Origin of the sequence: Natronincola peptidivorans (assembly GCF_900111615.1) — a bacterium.
Taxonomy (GTDB): Bacteria; Bacillota; Clostridia; order Peptostreptococcales; family Natronincolaceae; genus Natronincola_A; species Natronincola_A peptidivorans.
The window spans coordinates 278,321-298,366 of record NZ_FOHU01000003.1 but is presented as its reverse complement, the minus strand read 5'-3'; the positions used below and the strand labels follow the sequence as shown (position 1 = coordinate 298,366).

16 protein-coding genes are annotated in these 20,046 nt (G+C 35.3%); 8 read left to right on the top strand and 8 right to left on the bottom strand.

The genetic code is table 11. The features are described 5' to 3' along the window. Window positions 1-594: 594 nt before the first annotated feature. Window positions 595-1,797: a DDE-type integrase/transposase/recombinase gene (locus BMX10_RS05740; protein WP_090440702.1), complete on the bottom strand. Its 1,203-nt coding sequence runs from the start codon at window positions 1,795-1,797 to the stop codon at window positions 595-597. 172 nt (window positions 1,798-1,969) lie between these two features. Between BMX10_RS05740 and BMX10_RS05735 the strand changes: the two genes are divergently transcribed. The 4 genes from BMX10_RS05735 (at window position 1,970) to BMX10_RS05720 (ending at window position 6,035) form a co-directional block, all read left to right on the top strand. Next, a complete protein-coding gene (locus tag BMX10_RS05735) occupies window positions 1,970-2,878 on the top strand; it encodes a helix-turn-helix transcriptional regulator (protein ID WP_090440700.1) in 909 nt (302 codons plus the stop codon). A gap of 103 nt (window positions 2,879-2,981) precedes the next feature. Then, on the top strand, window positions 2,982-3,332 hold the full coding sequence (locus tag BMX10_RS05730; RefSeq protein ID WP_090440698.1) for an SH3 domain-containing protein: 351 nt from the start codon (window positions 2,982-2,984) through the stop codon (window positions 3,330-3,332). 417 nt (window positions 3,333-3,749) lie between these two features. Continuing rightward, entirely contained in the window at window positions 3,750-4,463 is a 714-nt protein-coding gene (gene deoD, locus BMX10_RS05725; RefSeq protein WP_330387816.1) for a purine-nucleoside phosphorylase, read from the top strand. A gap of 708 nt (window positions 4,464-5,171) precedes the next feature. Continuing rightward, on the top strand, window positions 5,172-6,035 hold the full coding sequence (locus BMX10_RS05720) for a pentapeptide repeat-containing protein (protein ID WP_090440695.1): 864 nt from the start codon (window positions 5,172-5,174) through the stop codon (window positions 6,033-6,035). A gap of 516 nt (window positions 6,036-6,551) precedes the next feature. Here BMX10_RS05720 and BMX10_RS05715 read toward each other — a convergent pair. The 6 genes from BMX10_RS05715 to zupT all read right to left on the bottom strand — a co-directional run bounded on the left by BMX10_RS05715 (window position 6,552) and on the right by zupT (window position 13,786). Then, window positions 6,552-7,583 carry a linear amide C-N hydrolase gene (locus BMX10_RS05715; protein WP_170834704.1) on the bottom strand — a complete coding sequence of 344 codons (1,032 nt, stop codon included), beginning with the start codon at window positions 7,581-7,583 and terminating at the stop codon, window positions 6,552-6,554. Window positions 7,584-7,853: 270 nt separating this feature from the next. Beyond that, complete coding sequence (locus BMX10_RS05710; RefSeq protein ID WP_090440690.1) at window positions 7,854-9,044, bottom strand: coenzyme F420-0:L-glutamate ligase; 1,191 nt, start codon at window positions 9,042-9,044, stop codon at window positions 7,854-7,856. Between the two features lie 152 nt (window positions 9,045-9,196). Beyond that, window positions 9,197-10,066 carry a PHP domain-containing protein gene (locus tag BMX10_RS05705; protein WP_090440687.1) on the bottom strand — a complete coding sequence of 290 codons (870 nt, stop codon included), beginning with the start codon at window positions 10,064-10,066 and terminating at the stop codon, window positions 9,197-9,199. 116 nt (window positions 10,067-10,182) lie between these two features. Then, complete coding sequence (locus tag BMX10_RS05700; RefSeq protein ID WP_090440684.1) at window positions 10,183-11,361, bottom strand: iron-containing alcohol dehydrogenase; 1,179 nt, start codon at window positions 11,359-11,361, stop codon at window positions 10,183-10,185. 493 nt (window positions 11,362-11,854) lie between these two features. Further along, window positions 11,855-12,778 (bottom strand): AEC family transporter, encoded by a 924-nt coding sequence (locus BMX10_RS05695; protein WP_090440681.1) that lies wholly within the window; start codon window positions 12,776-12,778, stop codon window positions 11,855-11,857. Window positions 12,779-12,979: 201 nt separating this feature from the next. After that, window positions 12,980-13,786 carry a zinc transporter ZupT gene (gene zupT / locus BMX10_RS05690; protein WP_090440678.1) on the bottom strand — a complete coding sequence of 269 codons (807 nt, stop codon included), beginning with the start codon at window positions 13,784-13,786 and terminating at the stop codon, window positions 12,980-12,982. A 371-nt stretch (window positions 13,787-14,157) separates the two neighbouring features. On the opposite strand from zupT, the gene BMX10_RS05685 reads away from it, so the two are divergent. The 4 genes from BMX10_RS05685 to BMX10_RS05670 all read left to right on the top strand — a co-directional run bounded on the left by BMX10_RS05685 (window position 14,158) and on the right by BMX10_RS05670 (window position 18,132). After that, entirely contained in the window at window positions 14,158-15,684 is a 1,527-nt protein-coding gene (locus tag BMX10_RS05685; RefSeq protein ID WP_090440675.1) for a YjjI family glycine radical enzyme, read from the top strand. After that, entirely contained in the window at window positions 15,674-16,519 is an 846-nt protein-coding gene (locus BMX10_RS05680) for a YjjW family glycine radical enzyme activase (protein ID WP_090440672.1), read from the top strand. The genes BMX10_RS05685 and BMX10_RS05680 overlap by 11 nt, the downstream gene beginning before the upstream one ends. 296 nt (window positions 16,520-16,815) lie before the next feature. After that, window positions 16,816-17,385 carry a TetR/AcrR family transcriptional regulator gene (locus BMX10_RS05675; RefSeq protein WP_090440668.1) on the top strand — a complete coding sequence of 190 codons (570 nt, stop codon included), beginning with the start codon at window positions 16,816-16,818 and terminating at the stop codon, window positions 17,383-17,385. Window positions 17,386-17,454: 69 nt separating this feature from the next. Then, a complete protein-coding gene (locus tag BMX10_RS05670) occupies window positions 17,455-18,132 on the top strand; it encodes a flavodoxin family protein (protein ID WP_170834703.1) in 678 nt (225 codons plus the stop codon). 213 nt (window positions 18,133-18,345) lie between these two features. Here the strand turns inward: BMX10_RS05670 and BMX10_RS05665 are convergent, their stop codons facing one another. Beyond that, window positions 18,346-19,962 carry a LuxR family transcriptional regulator gene (locus BMX10_RS05665; protein ID WP_170834702.1) on the bottom strand — a complete coding sequence of 539 codons (1,617 nt, stop codon included), beginning with the start codon at window positions 19,960-19,962 and terminating at the stop codon, window positions 18,346-18,348. Window positions 19,963-20,046: the final 84 nt, after the last annotated feature.

Genomic DNA, 20,046 nt, shown 5'->3' with positions numbered 1-20,046 from the left:
AAAAAAGTAAAAAGTTTAAGGCGAAAAATTTGATATATAGGATACTAGTTTTATGACAAGTGACTTTGAGAAAAATAAGGGACAAGTGGACGGGGTCTGAAAAAAATGACAGTGGGAAATGTCAATACTACTTGTAAAATATATGAAATAATGAGAGTGTTACATGAGAAGACGGTGGATTTTCCAAGCTGTAAATGATTAAATAGTGTTTCAGAGAGGGTATTGGGATAAATTATCTTTCTTGAAACAACATGATCTACCTATTGAATAATTGGGTTTAAAGATGGTAGTGTAAAGTAGCTTATGAAAACTCTAAACAAACAAAAATGCTTCTAACAGAAAGCATAAAAAGACAAAAAAAGATTGGGTAAACATAAAATTCAATGACAAACTAAGAGGCCTGCTAGCTGCCGCCACCCTTGACAGCATGACAAACAATGCTCTGGAATTACAACCGACGGCGAAAGAACTCAAAAGCAGATAGACTTCACCGTCTCATTCACAGTATTGTAGCATTGTTTTTTACATGCCATCAAGGGCAAGTCCTTCGGATGGCTAGGTACCTCAGGTTCAAGAATCTAAAAGCAGACAGAGTTAAACAGCGATGTTTTGCTGCATGTTTAAGATGGTTTGCTGACCAAGAAAAATGAGGAGCTGCCATTTACCAGGCATGTTAGAAGTCTGATCCAGCATATCTACTTGATTTAAAGGACGTCTCCAACGATACAAATCATGAGGACGAAGGAAATTGTAATAGGTAACCCACAGACTAACACCATAGGCAGCACCATCATCACTACCATAACCACAAGTAACACGATAAGAAGCCTTAAAAGTTCTGTCAAGCCTTTCAATTTTCTGCTTTAAAGACCTAAACTCTTTAGAAATAGGGTCATCATTAGTAAGACCAATAACCTGAGTAATATCAAAGAGTTTATCTTCTTGGATAGCAAATTGCTGAGATGCTAAAGGATAAGCACTGTAACCATCAGCAACAAAAGCAGTTTTGGCATAACTAGCAACCATCGCATGAGAAATACTGATATTATGAATCTCTTTAAGAGCTTGAGAAGTTTTTCTTAAAGACAGACCTAGGTTGACATGATAAGTAAGGCAAAGCCCCATGACATGAGGATTTTGCCTCTTAAACTTAAAATTAGTAGCCCAATTAGGTAAGGCATGAAGATGCATTTTAAAAAAGTCCATAGTAAATTCACGATAAATATAGTGAAGCTTGTATTTGTGTTTATCCTCAGGAGCTAAATCCTTAGGTAGCTTTCTGAGATTCGATAAGTAGTAAGAACACTTTTTATTGGTACACTTATGAACCCTAAAGTGCTTACGATCCTTCCTAGGAACAAGAGTATGGGAGCAGTGAGGACACATAAGAACCAAAGGCCTTTTAACAACTTCACCGGTCTTGAAGGTTTGGCCACAGACTTTGCACTGATACCGTCCATTACCACCATTATTGTCATAAAGATAGTGGTGAGGAGCATCACAACGGGCACAAAAAATATTCTCAGGAATAGCTCTACCATTACGACGGTTAACAGGCTTAGTGTCTTTACCATAATGATGCTTATAGTAAGCAAGAAGGAATCGATAATCATGCTTTTCAAACTTTAAGATTCGAGGAAGCTTATCAATCTTGAATTTCTGGCACTCTGGACTTTGAGCATCATTAAAAGCCCATTGTTTAAGGGGAATGTATTTAGCAATAAAAAGAGTAAGGTTAAAAATTTCTTTATGTAAGTATTGAATATATACAAGTAAATAAGTTATAATTGAGTTCACAATGACCAACCTTTCTTTTGAAATTGTTGTTGAGGAACTTCAATTACATCAAGAAATGGGGGCCATTGTTTATTTATATAAAAAAACTTTGAAACCTTTGAAATATAATGATTAGTTAGTAAAAAAAGAGTGTCAAACTTGACACTACGATGTAACTAAGGGTGGTTAACATATGAAAATAGATAGGTTACTTGGAATAGTAACAGTGCTCTTAAATAATGAAAAGACGACAGCAAAAATTTTAGCTGAAAAATTTGAAGTATCTATCCGCACTATCCATAGAGATATAGAGAATTTATGCAAAGCAGGTATTCCCGTAGTGACATATCAAGGCGGTGGTGGCGGAATAAGTATTGCAGAGGGTTATAAGCTAGATAAAAGCATACTATCAACCGATGAACTAGATAATATAATAATCGGTTTAAAAAGCATTGAAAGTATATCAAAGAATTTTAGTATGAACCTTCTTCTAGAGAAGTTAGCATTAAAACAAGAGGACATTATATCTATTAGTAGTAACATCATTATAGATCTAACCTCTTTTCATAAGACAAGTCTTTCACAGAAAATAAGCCTTTTGAGAGATGCCATAAGTAGAAATCAAGAGGTAGAGTTAGATTACTTTTCGTTAAAAGGACCTTCTAGCAGGGAAATTGAACCTTATTTTATTACTTTCAAGTGGTCTGAGTGGTATGTCTTTGGATACTGTAAATTAAGGCAAGATTTTAGGCTTTTTAAACTTAATAGAATTAGTCATTTGAAAACAATCAATAAACAGTTCACTCGTAGGGATATCCCCAGGGAAAAACTTGATCTTGATATCTATTTTGAAAGTGAAGAAAAAACAATTACTATGCTCATCGACCGATCCGTTGAATATCAAATTGTTGATAGCTATGGTGAAGACTCCTATGAAATTACCGAAGATAACCGTATAAAATTTCATCTTGTATACACTAATCATCATTACGCAATGGATTTTATACAAAGCCTGGGTGATAAAGCATATGTGATATCACCACAATCGATAATTGATGAACTGAAAGTTAATGCAAAAAATATTTTAAAAATGTATAAATGAACATGACATACTGTTGTCATATTCGTTTTGGTATGATGTTTAAGTAAAGTGGTGGTTTCATGATGATCTAAGGCTCATTATAAAAAAGATAGGAGATGTAAACATGAAAAAGTATAGAGTGACTAAAAATAGAAAAACCAGTTCGGAAAATCCAATAAGTTTATTTAAGGATGAAAGAGTTATATGCGGCGAGGAGTCCAGTGAAGATAGCGATTGGGCTGGTTGGATATATTGTAAGAGTCAAAATAATGAAGGATGGGTTCCCAAACAAATAATCAATAGAAATGAGGATAGTGGTATTGTACTAGAAGATTATGATGCAAGAGAATTTGATATAGAAGTAGACGAAATTATAATTATGGATAAGGTATTAAATGGTTGGATATGGGGAGCTAAAAAAGATAATCTGGACACAAAGGGATGGGTTCCCCTAAATCATGTAGAAGAAGTTTAAAGCTAGTGCTGTAGAAGTTTTAGGGGCGGTTTTAATAACCCGGCGGCAACTGGGGAAAGGGAGTAGCGACACAATTAATTACATATTATGATCTACTTTTATCCCAAGTTATGTATATTACTAATAAAAACCGCTAATACAACGGTACGGTGAATCGTATCATAAGTAAAGGCGATTTTTTAGGTTATATCGTTCCATATATAACATAGACTAGAAGGATGAAGGGAAAGGAGAAGGCTTTAAATATATAAAGAATCAAATAATTTCAATTATTAAATACTTAAACCTTGAAAAAACAGATAAAGTAGATATAATTTAATTATAAGAAAAAATTAAGTGTTATTACTAAAGTTCTCTACCCCTAGAGTTAGTTTTTATGGCAGGGTTGGGGTGCTGAATTATAAAGGAGGAAGTATGATGATACCAACACCACATATTGAGTCGAGAAATAAGGATGAAATTGCAAAAACTGTTTTAATGCCAGGCGATCCCCTGCGAGCAAAGTTTATAGCAGATACATTTTTAGCTGATGTAAAACAGTTTAATGGCGTTCGAAATGTTTTAGGTTATACTGGAACTTATAATGGAAGAAAAATTTCTGTTATGGCAAGCGGTATGGGAATGCCTAGCATAGGAATTTATTCCTATGAGCTTTACAAATTTTACCACGTAGAAAACATTATTCGAATAGGATCTTGTGGAGGCTACACTCCAGATGCAAAGCTGTATGATGTAATCTTGGCCAAGGATGCCTGGAGTGAATCTAGCTATGCTAAGGTACAAGGCGGCTACGAAAGTGATGTTATTGAAGGAACACCAGAACTAAACCAGAGGCTTATGAGATTTGCAGATGAGCTAGGGATTCCGATGCAGATAGCAAGAATTCATTCTTCTGATGTGTTTTATAGAGAAAATTTTGAAGAGTATAAGAAAATTTATGATAAATATGGCTGTGTAGCTGTAGAAATGGAAGCTTTTGCCCTTTTCCATAATGCAAAGGTGCTTGGAAAAAATGCAGCATGTTTACTTACTGTGTCTGACAATTTGGCAACTCATGAGGCAACCACTTCTGAAGAGCGACAAAATGCTTTCACCAATATGATGAAGATTGCATTGGAAATGGCAGAGTAGAAAAAACATGAAAGAAGTAGGGTTTGTTTGACTTCTAATTACTAGTATTATTTTATAAAAGGTACAGGTTGTGAATAGTAGATCTAAAGATGATGCACTTAGTAAAACTCTATGTAAAACCTGTATATAATTAGGCGACAGCTGAATAGAGGTAAATATCTATGTCGCTTTATAATAGTAAAATTGAATTTAGTCTATTATAAGTAAACCCTATAAGAAATTTATAGTATCATCATTTTTATTAAATGTTTTCAATTATAGTGTACATACCATAATTGGAGGCGATATTATGAATATAAAAACTATAACATTTAAGTTAAAGAACGAACTTGAGGATGTCCCGGAAGCTACAGTGATACGGTGAACCGTGCCATGAGAAAAGGCGGTTTTTTATAAGAGATATTACTGAAATCCAATTAAGACTAACGCATTTCGTGGATGGACACTTTACTCTTTACCCACAAATCCCAAAAATCAAGGGTTTTACAGATTACTGTAGGACCCTTTTTTAGTTAAGCTTGGAAATTTCTATAAAAAGGTAAAAGAAGAATTAAAAACGGAGAATAGGACAGAATTAAAAGCAGAAATAACGGCTGAAAGGAAGACTGAAGCAAAAAAGAAAGAAGAGCTGAAAGAAGGAATCTTAGGTAAATTTATTGAACACTAGAGAAATAATGAATATAATGCTTAGGGATATGGGTGAGTGACATGACATGGAAAAATAGAGATAAATTTGATACAAGATTATATGAGAATCTAAAAAATGATTGCCAAAAATGTTTTGGCCTTTGCTGTGTTGCTTTGTATTTTTCAACTTCAGAAGGTTTTCCAACTGATAAAGAAGCTGGTAAACCTTGTATAAATTTACATCATAACTTTAGCTGTACTATTCACAATAGCCTTATAGAAAAAGGCCTAAAGGGATGCGTAGCTTATGACTGTTTTGGTGCAGGGCAAAAAGCTGCTCAAGTCACATATAATGGAAAGGACTGGCAAGAAGCTCCAGATTCAGCAAGGCAAATGTTTGAAGTGTTTTCCATTATGAGACAACTCCATGAAATGCTATGGTATCTGACAGAAGCAGTTTTGATAAAAGTGAATAGTGCCATGCAGGAGGATATAGCGTGTTTGATAAGGGAAATAGAAGGTCTTACATATCTAAATGCTGATGCTCTTATAGTGCTAGAAATAGATTCGTATAGAGAAAAAGCTAACGACCTTCTCAAAAAGGTTAGTAAACTCGTGAGAATTAAGTTTCCCAGAGATCAAAAAAACACCATAAATTGCAAAAAAACAATTGCTGGAAGACTAAATTTAATTGGTGAAGATTTAAGAAAAATTAACCTTATGGGAGAGGATTTAGCAGGAGCCCTCCTTATTGCAGCAGATCTGAGGGAAAGTGACTTGAGGGGGACTAACCTTATTGGAGCTGATTTAAGAGATGCAGATATCAGAGGGGCAAATCTTACAGAGAGTCTATTTATTACACAAGCTCAAGTTAATACTGCAAAGGGAGATCCTAATACGAGGTTACCAGCATGGATAGATTATCCTAAGGCTTGGTACAAATAATGAAATTCTATTACCTCTTTTATTTTCCACAAATGGGATAGGGTTGATAGTGAAGCTCATCATATGTAAAGGATTTATTCTAGTAAAGGTTAGGAGTAGGTTGGTGTGTCCAATGAAGTTAAGGTTTGCTCTGAAGACAAAATGATAAAAATACCAAGGGGAGATATAATATGGATAAGCTTAATATAACAGGTTGATGGATAAAAATAAATTCTTAGCAATATTTGATTAGCTAAATGAAGGACTAAAAGAAAATCAGCTGCAACTTGAGATAACCATTTATGGTAGATAGAGTATTGTTAAAGGAATTGGTTGAGTTTTTAAAAGAAATTATTTGCTTACATAACGCTCTAATCCGGTGATGTGTATAGTCTAATTATATGCAAGTAATGTTTTCAGAAATAAAAGACATATAAAACATTATGAGTCAGGAGATGACTTAGTGCAATCCCTGACTCACATTAGCATAGGTTACTCAAAATCTATCTGTCAGTTGATTGCAGCTGATTTTTTTATTTAACCTTTTTCAAATAGTGGCGTTACGTCTTCATATAAATTACCTGTGGTTAAAGGTATACGCTTATATTGTTTAAAACCACTAAAATCAATTTCTTTCAAGTCTATTGCCCTTATAGATTGATTTTGATTAGTTCGAAAATAGTAGATTCTATGAACATGGTCTCTAACTACTTCCCAAAGGGTACGTTCTATAATATCTTCACCATTAACCAAAGCTACTCTATTAATCATGTGAAAAGCTTGCTGGACTTCTTCGTTGGCATCTTTACTAATAGGAGAAAACTCTCTAAACATAGATAATCGAACAAAGCGAGAGGGAGGTGTAGAATCTCCTGGAAGCCCTAGCATACCACTACCATGACCAAGTGGAGTCCAAGGTCCGTCAGAGGTTGCATCTTTATAAGTTAGGTTACAATAATTACGCATATTGAGTAAATGCCAGTGCAAAAACGGAGAATTCGTTAAAACAGAAGCTTCTTCATCAAGGTAAATCTTAATCTCTCCATCCTCTGCCTCAAGTACTAAACTTTTGCCTTGTGCATCATGCACAACTAAATGAAGACTGCGTTCATCTGCTACGTATAGCACACTTAGATCACAGACAGTTACACCACTTTCTAAGAATTCTTTTACCTCATTAACATCTTTACAATTTCCCAAAACATATTGTAATAGATAGCCTATGGATATATTTTTTTCTGGACATTTGTCGGGCTCAGGATACCCGCAACCATATAAAGCTAATAAACCTGCCGACAACCCCATTTCATTCATTCCATCAAGATAGATAGGTAAGTTCCAACTATCTATTCCCACAAAGCCATATTTTGTTTTCCATTGCATACCCTGTTTAAGCGGTTGTTTTTCCTTATCTTCCCCATCATAATAACTAAAGACGTGAGTACCTCTAGGAACGACGACGAAGTTTGAGTACATTTCTTCAAACCAATCCATGGTACGGCCAGAAACTCTAGCCTTTTTGTGGCCTTTCAGCATAAATTCACTACAAGCTCCCACCATACTTCTCATGTAACTCCCCCCTAAAACAATCATATTTTTCTAGTTAGATAGCTCGTGTTATTTCACTACACTATATTCAGTATATTTTATTGTGTGCTATTAATTTTTTTTTGAAAATCTACTCCGTAGGAATTTTAGATTTAGCATTCAAAATGTTGAAATCAGGCCTATATTTTCTTTATCTTATGTATTTATTAGTGCAACAACCCTGAATTGGACAAATAAAAGCTCTTCCTATTAGATTTCTAGGGAAGAGCTTTACTATTAAGCATATAAATACTATTTTGTGTAATTATCAAAATAGCCTTGGATATAAACTACAGGAGTTCCCTTATCGCCGCTGCCTGAAGTCAGGTCACAAAGGGATCCTATAAGGTCAGTGAGTCTTCTAGGTGTAGTGCCTTGAGCTGCCATAGCACCAGTAAGGTCGGACTTTTTATTTCTAATATATTCAGAAATGGCTTCCTTAAGTGCATCACCTTTTAAGTGAGCAAAATCATTATCTGCAAGGTATTTAATTTTTACCTCATTAGGGGTACCCTCAAGTCCTGCAGTATAGGCTGGAGACACAACTGGATCAGCCAACTCCCAAATCTTACCCACGGGGTCCTTAAATGCACCATCTCCATAAACCATAACCTCAACAGTTTTGCCGGTAGCTGCTTTGAGCTTAGTCTGAATTGCATCAACAAGAGGCTGGCAATCCCGTGGAAAAAGCTTAACGCTTTCTTCTGTGGATTTATTTGAGCCTAAAAGACCATAAGCTTCATTGTAACCATTACCGTCTATGGAGGTTGACAAGAGATCATCAAGCCCATAAACCTCATTTGCACCATTCGCCTTTAATATTCTTTTGGTTCTAGCTCTAGTATGAATATCACAGGTAAGAATACTTTTTGTATAATTTAATATTGTTTTAGGATTGTTTGAGAAAATCACTTCACACTCAATACCGTATTCTTGAACTAAGGATTTATAGTAATCTACATAATCTACACCAGTAAAAGTATGCTTAATATGCCCAAAATAATTTCTAAACTGTTCCTCTGTAAGGACATCGGTCCATGGATTAATCCCTTTTTCATCTAACATATCTATATCTACTAAATGGTTACCCACTTCATCTGCTGGATAGCTAAGCATTAAAACAATCTTCTTGGCCCCTTTTGCAATACCACGGAGACAAATGGCAAAACGGTTACGACTTAATATAGGAAAAATTACCCCCAATGTATTTTCACCAAATTTTGAAGCCACATCCTTGGCAATAGAGTTAACGCTTGCATAGTTTCCTTGGGCCCGGGCAACCACGGACTCAGTTATAGCAACAATATCTTTATCATTAATATTGAAGCCCTCTGCTTTAGAAGCATTTAATACGGTGTTTACAACAATTTCTGATATGTTATCTCCTTGGTTGATGATGGGCGTACGAAGCCCCCTAGAAACGGTACCTATTATTCTTTCCACCAATAATCTCTCCTTAATTCATCTCTTTTTTTTATAATACATAAGAAATTATGTACCCTCAAAAATTACACAAACTATGAGGGCTATAATGTTTCAACAAAGTCTACCTAATAAATTATATCACAAGCAGCAGCGGTTTTTTATAGTAAAGTTTAATAAGGAAACCATGGCGCTAATACCTCATATGGAATTTTTGTGCCAGTGATGCTTTCCCCGATTTTCACATTAGGCTTAATTTTTCCATGGTAGTCACTTCCTCCTGATGCATAAAGCTTGTGTTTACCACAATATTGAAGAAGATACTTTGTTTTATCTATAGTATGAAGGGAATGGTAACACTCTATACCGTCAAGCACATTTAAAGATACGATTGAATTCAAAAAAGTTTCATGATCATCTACAAAGTAGCCATAAAGATGGGCAAGAAATGCTTTGCCTCCTGCTTTTTTTATAAGTGAAGCAGCCTCCTGTACAGTGAGATAATTTTTCAGTAGATCAAGAAAGAAAGGACTGTTTTCATTATTGACGCAGGTTCTATAAAAGGCATTGAGGCTTTCCCATACTTCTTTAGTAAAATGCTTTTGATTTTCAGGATATTTCCTAAGGTCTGCATGTAGAATCTGTGTTGCAAAATACTTATCAGTATGAATAGATAAATCATCACTATATTTTAGGTTGAGGTTTCTACATACCTCCTTCAATTTTTTAAGGTAAGTATTTTCTCTTTCAAAAAACTTTTCATCTGAGATAATGCCTGTTGAACTTATGGTGTCAAGGTCTATACCATATCCTAATATCTCGATAGGTTTTCCATTGTGAACAACAGAAAACTCACAACCGGGAAGGATAGCACCTTCGAAATAACTGCTTACTTTTATTTCTCGCAATTTTTTGTAAGCACCAATGGAATCATGATCTGTAATAGATATGTATTTTAGACCTGCTTGTTGTGCCTTGATCAGAATATCTTTGGGCTCATCTGAACCATCTGACGAAGTAGTATGAATGTGTAGATCTATCATTTAATGCATCTCCCCATTTCTATTTTTACGATAACGCGATACTTTTCATTTGTAGATAGATTTTTCCTCATGAGACAGGGTACAAATAAGTCTATTCATACCCTGTCATTTATTAACTACTTATAAGCCTTAGTCATAATTTCTATGGTTTCTTCAAGGGATAGAGTATAACAATCTAACTCAAAGAGTCCACCCATGGTGTTATGGGCATTTTCAGCGAGGGAGGGAATTTCTTCCTTTTTAATACCATAATCAGACATTTTAAGATCGCTGACTTGGCAATCCTCCTGAAGCTTTACCAAAGCCTTCACAAAGGACATAGGACGGTCCTCCTCTGGAAGCGTTTCGATGTCAACACCCATAGCCTGTGCCATAGCTGTAAATCGTTCAGGTGCGTTGGAGGCAAAGAAGGTATAATATGCTTCTGAAAGCATGATAAGTCCAGCTCCATGGGGCAGATCAGGATAAAAGGCACTCAGGGCATGCTCCATTGAATGCTCAGAGGTACAGCTGGATGTAGATTCTACAAAGCCGGAAAGGGTATTGGCTAAAGCCACTTGGGTACGAGCTTCAATATTAGTACCGTCCTGAACACATATAGGTAAGTATTTGGCAATTAACTCAATACTTTTTAAAGCATAAGCATCACTAATGGGTGTTGCTATGTTTGCGATATATCCCTCAGTTGCATGAAAAAGTGCGTCAAAGCCTTGGTATGCAGTGAGGTGTTTAGGGACTGTTATCATAAGCTCTGGATCAACTACTGATAAAACAGGAAATGTAGATTCATTGCCAAAGCCGATTTTTTCATTGGTTTCCTCTTTAGTTATCACTGTCCAAGGATCTGCTTCTGTACCTGTTCCAGCCGTAGTAGTGATGGCAACTATAGGAAGAGCGGGGTTTGGTACAGGAAGGCTTTTTCCACTTCCTCCACTGATATAGTCCCAGTAATCTCCAGGATTTTTGGCCATCACAGCGATACTTTTTGCTGAATCAATACTGCTGCCGCCACCGAGACCGATAACAAAGTCACATTTTTCTTCTTTTGCTAAGGCTGCGCCCTCCATAACATGAGCTTTAACAGGATTAGGCAGGATTTTGTCAAAGACAACATAATCGACATCTTGGTTATGTAAAATGGTAATCAGACGGTCTAAATAGCCATTTTTTCTAATGGAACCCCCGGAAGAGATAACAATTAAAGCTTTTTTACCAGGCAATACTTCCTCTGCCAAAGCATTCAATTTACCTGGTCCAAACAGAATTTTTGTTGGCATATAATAGTTAAACTTCATAAAAAGACCTCCTTGTTATTGATTTAATTATTGAAACTGTTACTTAATAGTATAATACTTATAAATATTTGGCAAGCTGAGGTTCCAAAGGGATCGGTACACTTTTTAAACCAATAAGGAAGCTTTGCCTACTACATTGTTGAAAAAAAGCGTGCCTTACATTACTCTAAGCATCTAATATTTTTGCGGGCATATTTTCCTTTAACAGGAAGGAGTAAAAAGCAACGCATGATAAAAAACTACAATAAAACCAAACAAAATACAATAAACATTTTGGGGGAGGGTAGAATTTATAGAGTACAGGTTATATTCAGTTTTTATGCTTATTGAGCAATAAAGGGAAGGATTTGTTTTTCTATCAACTAGGAAAAAGGCTATAGAAAAACTTGTTTTGGTTAACTCACAAAACAGCATACCGTTTTACCGCAGATGCAAATGCTGGAGTAGGAAGAGAATTGTTTTCCTTGTATAAGAGCTTTGTCTTTTATGCTTTTTATAAAATAATTTTTAATAGTACAGGGACAGTAATTAAAGAAAGCAATGTGGTTGCAGATACAACAACAGCTGCATATTCCCTTTCTTTATCAAAACTTTCTGCTAGGATTGAAGTCATAGCGGAGGCAGGCAAGGCAGACATAATAACAACAGTATTCATAGCTTTGGAGGAAGGCGCAATTAACAAGAAGATTACGTATATAATTGAAGGAATAATTATCAACTTAACAGTTATTCCATAATAAATTGTCCAATCCTTTAAATACTTTTTTAGCTTAACATTTGAAAGGATAGCTCCAATAATGATCATAGATAATGGACCTGTGATATTGCCAATAGCTTCTATACTAGATAATAGGGAACTTGGTAATTGAATATTGAAAATCATAATGATAATACCTGCACAGACTGCTAGAATAGAGGGGTTTAGAAGAATCTTTATTAGCTCTTCCTTTAGTTCCCTCCTATTAAAATTACCCTTAAATAATATTAGGCCATATGTCCATAGCAATATTACGAAAAACATATTAAATATAGATCCATACACAACACCTTCAGCACCATATATAGCATACAATATTGGAAATCCAACATAACCTGTATTCATGAATACATTCGCAAAATGCAATATGGTTTTTTTATCATGCTTTACTGGTAATAGCAGCAAATATGAAACAAGGAGGATAATAATATAAGCTATAATAGAATAGTAAAAGGTTTTGATGGCATTTGATTTAATCGTAGGGTCATAAGTATAAATGAAAGAAGAAAGAATCATAAAAGGTAAGGCTATCTGTATAAGAAGATCTGTTAACCCTTTATTCATTTCTGCAGTTATGATTTTTTTCTTACTCCCATAAACCCCCACCAAAATCATAATAAATAAAGAAAGAACACTTTCTAAAATAACGAGCAATTCCAAGAGGGTTCCCTCCTTTTATTTCGATACTAATTATTTTATTCCACAGGGGTTTTTATGTTACAAAACAAAATAATTTTAAGTAGCTTGGTTTATTTATATATAAAGGGTAATTCATTTTCTTAAAACAATCCAAACAAATATAAAAGGATTCTATAAACTACTAGAATCCTTTTACCATATTTCTTTATTGGTTAATAATCATCAGGCTAATAGAACAAGGCTAATAGCCATTACAATCATTCCTAGGATAGTACCATATACAGAGAGATGATGGTCACCATAATCTCTTGCAGCAGGTAATAGTTGATCCAAGGAAATATAAACCATAATCCCTCCTACTGAAGCAAATACAATACCAAAGACAACCTCTGTCATAAAGGGAGCCAAAATTAAGTAACCAATCAATGCTCCTATGGGCTCTGCGATCCCTGAAAGAAAAGAATAGAAAAAGGCTTTAGATCTACTGCCTGTTGCATAATATATGGGAACAGACACTGCGATACCCTCAGGAATATTATGAATAGCAATAGCAATAGCAATGCTGACTCCTAAAGCAGGATCTCTAAGAGTTGATATAAGTGTTGCGAAGCCCTCGGGGAAATTGTGAATAGCTACAGCTAAAGCCGTAAACATCCCCATTCTAAGTAACCGCTTCTCATCCTTACTCTTTTCGTCGGTAGAAGAAGTTGTTTCTTTATGCACATTTTCTTCAAAGGATGGTATTAACTTATCTATTAATCCTATAAAAAACATACCACCAAAAAAAGCAATAACATTGATCAAAGAACCCAGTTTTAAACCTAATTCACCCACAAGAGATTCCTGGGCTTTAAAAAATATTTCTATCATAGAGACGTAGATCATTACCCCTGCAGAGAAACCTAATGATAAAGAAAGAAATTTTTTGTTGGATTTCTTAGTAAACAACGCTATCATACTTCCAACTGTGGTTGAGAGCCCTGCCAGAGCTGTTATTGTAAAAGCAAATAATAAACCTGAAGTTTCCATAGGCAACCCTCCAAATCAACAAATATATTTTTACACGAGAAAAAGATAGTTTCCTTAAGGTAATTTTCAGCATAATACATAATATAAAATAGAGAAAAAATTGCTACTATTTCACAGCACTTTTCTTATAATCTATAGGAAAGTTCTCACTGTACAATAATTAAATTATAGAGAACTTTTGGTATATAGATTTCAACAAAGTCATCCTCTAAAGCTTCCAAAGGAAGAATTTGTTCTAAAGATTCCTTTTACTTTATGACGTAACTAGGGAAGACAAACGCTACATTTCTGTCTTAGATTTCTAACAGCTTATAAAATAGCAGCTGTGATATAATACTATATAGAATGAGTCTATAGGAGGAGTTGGTTATATGAAATCAAAAGCAACAGATATCCTAGATATCGCCACCAGTAAAAGCCTTACTTATCAGCAAAAGCTTTTTAATCTTGCTAATACTGCAGAAAGGCTGCTAGACCCCAGAGAAGTATTAGATTATGATGAAATCGAAATGATGTATATTGAAAAGGAAATGATATGTGATTTAAATGAAGGCTATGTTCCTTATCGACCCCGATATATCGTACCGGATTATTCTGTGTTGCTATCAAAGGGCTGCGATTTTTTAGATCTAAAGCCACCAACAGATTTAGATGAATTATTAGATCATCTGCTGATTCTCTATAGACATATCCCCTCTATCACTTCTTTTCCTGTATTTATTGGGGATCTTGATAGGCTGATTGATCCTTTTGTTACTCATGAGGAAAAGGACTATAAGAAAATTAAAAGGTTTTTAAACCATGTAGATAAATCTATTCCCGACTCCTTCTGTCATGCTAATATTGGTCCAGAAAGGACAAAAGCAGGAGACCTGATCCTAAAGGCGGTTATTGAATTAGAAAATCCTACTCCTAATATGACCATCAGATACGATAAGGATAAAACCCCTAAGAATTTTGCCCTAAAGGCGGTAGAGGCTTGTTTAAAGGTATCAAAGCCTTCCTTCAGCAATGATGCAAAGTATTGCAGAGATATGGGGGAACATCGGATTGTCAGTTGTTATAATGCCCTTCCCCATGGCGGCGGTGCCTATACCCTGCCAAGGCTTAGGTTAGGGACAATTGCAAAAGGAGTACAGTCTCTAGAGGAGCTATTAAAGGATAGGTTGCCTAAGGTAACAAAGGCCATGGCCACTATGATGGATAAACGGATCAAGTTTTTGGTGGAGGAATCAAATTTTTTTCAAACCTCTTTCTTGGTTAGAGAAGGCTATATTCAAAGAGAAAATTTCTCTGCTATGTTTGGCATTGTTGGATTGGCAGATGCAGTGAATCAGTTATTGAAGCTTGAGGGGCGACAGGAGCGGTTTGGCACCTCTAAAAGAGGTGATGAAATTGGCCACAGTATATTAAAACGGATACAAGAAGTCGCTAATAACCATGAAGCCCCTTATTGCGAAAGAACCAATAATCGATATCTTTTACATGCTCAAGTAGGGGCTAACCTCAGTGAGGAGGATACCTGCAATACACCAGCTCATCGGGTTACTGTAGGTGATGAACCAATCCTTCCTCTTCATATAAAACAGGCGATTCCCTTTCATGAGTACTTTATCTCTGGCACAGGTGATCTTTTTGCCTTTGATGAAACCTATCTGGATAAGCCTGAAGCAGTGCTAGATATTATAGAAGGAGCTTTTTCCTTGGGAGGACGATACATTACCACCTATCTACATAACACTGACCTCATAAGGGTAACAGGATATCTTGTAAAAAAGAGTGAAGTAAAAAAGGCAGCAGCTGGCGAAGCGGTTCTTCGAGATACAGATATTTTAGGCTATGGCACCAATAGCATTGCCCATGTTTTTGAAAGAAGATTGAGAAAAGATGAAATATAAGGCAGAAGTAAACAAAATCATCCCATTTTCAAATGTAGATGGCCCCGGCAACCGATTGGCGATTTTTTTTCAAGGCTGCAACATAAACTGTAGCTACTGTCATAACCCTGAAACCATTAACTGCTGCAGCCATTGCGGCACATGTGTAAGCCTTTGTCCAACAAAAGCTATAAAGATGGTGGATGGCAAGGTCATTTATGAGGAAGCTTTATGTATAGGATGTGATCAATGTATAAGAACCTGTGGATTTAATGCTTCTCCTAAAACAAGGGAATATACTGTAGACCAGCTCTATGAAGTGATTGAAGGCTATGCCCCCTTTATCAGAGGCGTTACGGTTTCCGGCGGGGAGCCCACCCAGCAGGCAGCTTTTATTACAGAACTTTTTAAAAGAGTAAAAGGGCTAGGCTTAAGCTGTTTTGTTGATACCAATGGTTTTTTTAATAAAGAAGATATGATTGAACTTATTCAAGTAACGGATCAATTCATGATAGATATTAAGGGGATCAATACACTAGAGACATTATGTGGAAAGAGGAGTAAACAACACCTAGAAAACCTGCAATATCTTCTAAGCATCCAAAAGACTTATGAAGTAAGAACTGTTGTGGCGCTGGAAATGGTAGATATAAAAGAAACACTAACCAGCGTGGCAAGCCTCTTAAAGAACCATCCCTCTGTCACCTATAGGCTTATAAGTCTACATTTAACAGGTCTGATTCCTTTTCAAAAGGAAAATTTAAAAGATAAAGTACCAAGTAAAGCCTATATGGAGGAATTAAAAGCCTATGTGACAGCCTTAGGAGTGAAAAAGGTTGAAATTCAAAGCAATTAAGCATTAATTTTAACCAGTTACAGATTTCACCTTGTTCTTGAATAAATTAGAAAACCTAAGATTATGGAAAAAGAACCGTCTCATTAACAAATAAAAAATTGTCAAGATGTAAATGAAGCGATAAATTACATAAAAAATATATTAGAATCAAAAGATCAAAGGACAATAAAGTATATTAAGATATAATTATAAAAGGAATATCTAAAGGGAGTATGCTGATATTAGATTTCATGGGTTGACAAAAATGAATAGATTCTATATAATTAATTTGAACGTTCAAACAAGGAGTTGGTGATATGGGAGAGAATGAAAAAGACACAAGAGAGAAAATAATTGCTGCTGCCTATGAAGTTTTAGCCAGAGAGGGTTATGAGAAAGCATCTACAAAGGAGATTGCTAAGGAAGCAGGTGTAGCTCAAGGTCTGATAAATTACTACTTTAACAAAAAAGATGATTTGTTTATTGAAGTTTTTAAAAAAGAAAAAGAAAGATATGGAGAATTCTTAGAGAATATAGCCAATGTACCTACTGAAGAGTTAATGGGAAAGATAATGACAGGGCTTGAAGAAAAGGTAATCAATCACTCGGAATGGTACAGATTAAGATATGAGCTATTTGCCCTAGGAATGCGTAATCCCGCTTTCAACACTGAAATAAAAAATTTCATGGAAGAAGGGAGAAGCAATGTAAAGGGTGTTTTAAGTAAGGTGTATCCCAAAATAGATGCTGGAAAGATGGAGACCTTGGCAGCAATTATCATCGTTTGCCTAGATGGCTTGGCACTGCAAAAAACCACTGATTCAGAATTTAATATTGACAAGGCATACTTAGCTTTATTTGAAATGATAGAAGCTATATCTAAATAATTAGAAACAATCTCTTTTTTTTAAAAACTTATTGTTTGAACGTTCAAAAAAACAATAAGGAGGATGTTTATGAAAATTTGTGTTGTAAATGGAAGCCCTAGAAAAAATGGAGCTACGGGGAAAATCCTTCAGGAGATGGTAAGACAGCTAGAGGGAAAAAAAGATGTGGAAATAAAGTGTTTTCATCTGGGAGATTATAGGATGAACTTTTGCAGCGGATGCATGAGATGTAACTATGATGGTAAATGTACTATAAAAAATGATGGAATCCAAGATGCTCTAGAGGAAATTAGTAAAGCAGATGGAATCATCATAGGCAGTCCTACATATGCTTCTAATATAACTGGGCAGCTTAAAACATTTATTGATAGAGGAAACTTTGTAATGTACCAGCAATTTAAAGGGAAATATGCTTTTGCAGTAAGCACCTATGAAAATGCCGAGGGGAAAAAAGTGATTAGCGTACTAAACAAATTATTCTTATTTTCAGGAGCAGTATTAAGTGGAAGCTATCTATCAAAGGTGGCCTTTAATGGAGATCCTTTTAGTAATGAAAAAAAACGCGGACAGCTTGATAGAAAAACAGAAAAGTTATATAAAAAAATTAAGAATAAAACCCAAAAGCCTATTATTCAGTTAATCATACATAGTATTGTTCTAAATCTAGGCATAAAACCTTTTGTTTTTAGAAATAAAGATAAAACAAAGGGACTTTTAGATAGATGGAAGCTTAATGGAACCATATAAAAAGATAATAGAAAAGCAAGAAAACCTTTATTTTAAACTATAATTGATTTATCATGCTTTCAAACTAAAGAAAACGCAGGTGATTTACTTGTCTAGAACACCCCAGCATCTGATAGAAAAAATTAAAACAATACCAGCCAAGCCTGGTGTATATCAAATGAAGGATAAGAATAATAGAAACTATGTATACTTAAAGATAGAGAACAGATGTATTTAGCAATGAAACTTCTTACCAGCTTCTTCAAGCATATTGATAAATACCAATAATTCCTTTCTAGAGGTAACATTAAGCTTAGCATAGATGCGCTTGTTATGTGTTTTTATGGTATTGATACTGAGACATAGTTTTGCTGCGATTTCTTTTGCAGTGTATTGTTGTACATAGAGATTGAAAACTGAGCGTTCTGCTGGAGAAAGTGTTTTCAAATTTTTTAAAAATTCATTAAGAACTACAGAGGAAGGATCTTCCTCACCTTTCTTTTGAAAACTTTCATTTTCTAGAGAAAGAAACTCAATAAGATCATCTATTTCTGGTATTTCAGTTTTAGGTGTTTCTATTAAGCCATTTGACTTAATCATATCAAAACTCTTTTTAATCGGCCGCATGTAGTATTTGCTTAGGAAAAATGAAACAATGATTCCTAAAATCATTAACAGGACAAACTTAAGGGCTAAATTGTAGTTAGCGTTTGCTATAGAGCTTATTATATCCTCTGTTGGCACCATAAGTGCCACAGCCCAATCTTCATGAGAAAAAGCAGAGCCTTTAGGATATAATTCTATAGATGTATGAAATCCTAAAAAAGAGTCTCCTCCTTCTTCTCTATAGGAAAAGAAGGACTTTTTTTGGCTTTCCTTAAAGTGAAGTAACTGATTATCTGCAAAAACATTTCGGGCAGAATAACCACCAGAAAACATTGCTTGAGAGACATCAAAAGTATTTTGAGAAACGGGGGTCAGCATACAGGAAATGCGATTATATATACGATTATCAGGCAGATGAGATAGTTTAAAAAGCATAGCACTCACCTCAAACCCACAGACGCCAAATACATTACCTTTTGAGTCAATAAGAGGAACAGAACAAAGCATAACCTCTTCGCTGGTACCTGGCAGTGTAATTGCAGGATTCCAGTAATAGAGCCTCGATAGGGGCAATGTTTGCTGAGATGCCGCTTCCATAGGAATCCTATAGTAAGAGGCATTAGTAATATCAAATTCCATACTCCATTGGGTATGAAGCGGTATAGTGTTACTACGGCCAATATTGGGGAATCCCCTTAGCAAAACAATCGTGGGGGAAGAGGAGCTTAAAATATTGGGCTCCATATTTTTAATAAAAAGCCCTGCCCTAGAAGCTTCGGCATTTTTTAGCTTTGGATTAACCGTTGCGTCTAAAATGATAAATACACCGCTGCTTTTAGATCTCTGCAGAGAAAATAAAGCACGCTCATACTCACCTGCTATTAACGCTTCAAGTAATTCTGGATGATCTTGCAAATCACTAACCTCAAGCCCTTGCTCCTGTAATCTTTTCTCGATACTCTTTGATAATTCAGTAGCAAGATCTACTGACTCCACTGATAGCTGGCCATATTGATTAGAAATATTGCGCCAGGTAAAGCTGAGCTTATTTTGAATGAGTTCTTCATGAGTATTTAGTTTAGCTGTAAAAGTGCCAGTAAGCAGTAGAATAGCAATTATTCCAAGAAGCATGGTAACTACCAGAACAATTAAAAATAAAAAAAGCCTTGGGCCCATTGATAGTCTCAGTGAGCCTGTTTTTATAAATCGTTGTTTAATTTCACTTAACTTACTTACCCCTAGCAAAGTTATCACACCCATTCGAAAAACATAAAAGTTGATTTTATTATACTTTTGCTTAGCAAAGGTGGCTTCTTTTGGTCAAGAGGT

Excerpts from the sequence above, each read along its gene's own strand:
- BMX10_RS05735 (WP_090440700.1), top strand. The coding sequence starts at position 1,970 with ATGAAAATAGATAGGTTACTTGGAATAGTAACAGTGCTCTTAAATAAT.
- BMX10_RS05730 (WP_090440698.1), top strand. The coding sequence starts at position 2,982 with ATGAAAAAGTATAGAGTGACTAAAAATAGAAAAACCAGTTCGGAAAAT.
- deoD (WP_330387816.1), top strand. The coding sequence starts at position 3,750 with ATGATACCAACACCACATATTGAGTCGAGAAATAAGGATGAAATTGCA.
- BMX10_RS05720 (WP_090440695.1), top strand. The coding sequence starts at position 5,172 with ATGACATGGAAAAATAGAGATAAATTTGATACAAGATTATATGAGAAT.
- BMX10_RS05715 (WP_170834704.1), bottom strand. The coding sequence starts at position 7,583 with ATGAGAAGTATGGTGGGAGCTTGTAGTGAATTTATGCTGAAAGGCCAC.
- BMX10_RS05705 (WP_090440687.1), bottom strand. The coding sequence starts at position 10,066 with ATGATAGATCTACACATTCATACTACTTCGTCAGATGGTTCAGATGAG.
- BMX10_RS05700 (WP_090440684.1), bottom strand. The coding sequence starts at position 11,361 with ATGAAGTTTAACTATTATATGCCAACAAAAATTCTGTTTGGACCAGGT.
- zupT (WP_090440678.1), bottom strand. The coding sequence starts at position 13,786 with ATGGAAACTTCAGGTTTATTATTTGCTTTTACAATAACAGCTCTGGCA.
- BMX10_RS05685 (WP_090440675.1), top strand. The coding sequence starts at position 14,158 with ATGAAATCAAAAGCAACAGATATCCTAGATATCGCCACCAGTAAAAGC.
- BMX10_RS05680 (WP_090440672.1), top strand. The coding sequence starts at position 15,674 with ATGAAATATAAGGCAGAAGTAAACAAAATCATCCCATTTTCAAATGTA.
- BMX10_RS05675 (WP_090440668.1), top strand. The coding sequence starts at position 16,816 with ATGGGAGAGAATGAAAAAGACACAAGAGAGAAAATAATTGCTGCTGCC.
- BMX10_RS05670 (WP_170834703.1), top strand. The coding sequence starts at position 17,455 with ATGAAAATTTGTGTTGTAAATGGAAGCCCTAGAAAAAATGGAGCTACG.